This window comes from Staphylococcus sp. EG-SA-2, assembly GCF_017152085.1.
On sequence record NZ_JACYHC010000750.1, the window covers coordinates 1 to 1,519 of the forward strand.

The 1,519-nt window shown below is 29.4% G+C and carries 3 protein-coding genes; all 3 read left to right on the forward strand.

Annotated elements, in window-relative coordinates:
* Positions 1-279, forward strand: a 279-nt coding sequence (locus IDG60_RS13635; RefSeq protein ID WP_206160798.1) for a CHAP domain-containing protein, incomplete at its 5' end; no start/stop codon positions are given.
* 173 nt (positions 280-452) lie between these two features.
* Complete coding sequence (locus tag IDG60_RS13640; RefSeq protein ID WP_000538141.1) at positions 453-1,103, forward strand: YfbR-like 5'-deoxynucleotidase; 651 nt, start codon at positions 453-455, stop codon at positions 1,101-1,103.
* The gene (locus IDG60_RS13645; RefSeq protein ID WP_000638419.1) at positions 1,100-1,336 is read left to right on the forward strand and encodes a CsbA family protein; all 237 of its coding nucleotides are present in this window, start codon (positions 1,100-1,102) and stop codon (positions 1,334-1,336) included. The genes IDG60_RS13640 and IDG60_RS13645 overlap by 4 nt, the downstream gene beginning before the upstream one ends.
* The last annotated feature ends 183 nt before the right edge of the window (positions 1,337-1,519 follow it).

Consider the following 1,519-nt stretch of genomic DNA (forward strand, 5'->3'; position numbering starts at 1 on the left):
TTCGATCGTCGTGCACAATTAGGTAGAAGTATAGGAAGTTTATGGGGCAATGCAAATAACTGGAATTACGCAGCAAAAGTTGCAGGATTTAAAGTAGATAAAACACCAGAAGTTGGCGCTATTTTCCAAACAGCTGCTGGCCCATATGGACATGTTGGTGTTGTTGAATCTGTAAACCCTAATGGAACAATTACTGTTTCGGAAATGAACTATGCTGGATTTAATGTTAAATCTTCAAGAACAATTTTAAATCCAGGAAAATATAATTACATCCACTAAGTAATATATCAAGACAAGACTATCCTCTTAGCCTGTTTAAGTAACAGGTTGAGAGGATTTTTTGGTATCATTTAATCAGAGTTATATAAAGAAGATATTTAAATGATATTTAATTGATTGATATGTAAAAAGAAAGTATAATTTATGATTAATTAATGGAGGAGGTAATTGAAATGGGTGTACATCAATATTTTAAAAGATTATCAGATATGGAAAGACTTATAAGATTACCTGGAAAATTTAAATATTTTGAACACAATGTTGCAGCACACTCCTTTAAAGTAACTAAAATTGCTCAATATCTAGCAACAGTTGAAGAATATCATGGTCGAAAGATTAATTGGAAAAGCTTATATGAAAAAGCATTAAATCATGATTTCGCTGAAGTGTTTACTGGTGATATAAAAACACCTGTTAAATATGCGAGTAGTGAATTAAAAAAATTATTTTCGCAAGTTGAAGAAGAAATGGTAGAGACCTTTATTGAAGAAGAAATTCCATTACAATATAGAGATGTTTATAAGCAACGACTGCAAGAAGGTAAAGATGATTCATTAGAAGGCCAAATACTTTCAGTTGCTGATAAAATTGATTTGCTTTATGAAACATTTGGAGAAATACAAAAACGTAATCCCGAAGAATTATTTTTCGAAATTTATGAAATGAGTCTAGAAACAATTATTCAATTTGACCATTTAGCATCTGTACAAGATTTTATTAATAATATCATTCCAGAAATGTTGACTGAAAACTTTATACCTAGAACAGAATTAAGAGAAACAACCATGAACATTTTAAATAAAAGAAAAGAGGAAAATGAATGATATGGTATTTTAGCGCAGCATTCTTTCCATGTGTCTTGGTAGTATTATTTAGTGTAATAACAAGAAGTAAATGGGTCGGTACTATTCTGACATTAATTTTAATTGGTGCCTCAATCTATAAAGAGTATTTCCATAACGAGTGGATTATTTTTATTGATGTAGTGTCATTATTAGCTGGTTATTTAATTATAGATCAACTCGAATTTCATAAACATCAAGATGAAGATCGCTAAGATTAACTTTAAAATAATGTTTCAAACAAATTTGTTGAAACAAAACGATGATTAATATAATGTGTATTTACATACTAAAAATAACAAGATAAACGATTTGATTTAAGGCAAGCATAGTTAGCACAACTATGTTTGTTTTTCTTTGTTCGACATTTTTACGAACAAACGTTTGCTTTTTGTGTG